General features: G+C 40.4%; 1 protein-coding gene. It reads left to right on the plus strand.

Annotated features, from left to right (window positions below; genetic code table 11):
• On the plus strand, positions 1-235 hold a 235-nt coding region (locus RMT89_RS45500; RefSeq protein ID WP_315889613.1), incomplete at both ends, for a hypothetical protein.

The following is a 235-nucleotide window of genomic DNA, read 5'->3' on the forward strand; positions in this document are numbered from 1 at the left end:
GAACAAATTCATCCCTTTGAAGGTTTAGACACACTTAAAGAGTTTTACGAATACAAATTGCGTATGGACGGTGCGGTCACCGATGAAGAAAAAAGAGAAATTTGGCGCGAAGGAGCAAAAATAGACTTTCAGTCCCTAGCGATGTCTGGTTTAATTAAATTACCTTCAGGTGGTTCACGAGTTGGGGATTTGGGCGGAGCATATATCAATGAAAAAGGTGTAAAGTTCTACGAGT

It is taken from the genome of Streptomyces sp. P17 (assembly GCF_032436805.1).
Lineage (GTDB): Bacteria > Actinomycetota > Actinomycetes > Streptomycetales > Streptomycetaceae > Streptomyces.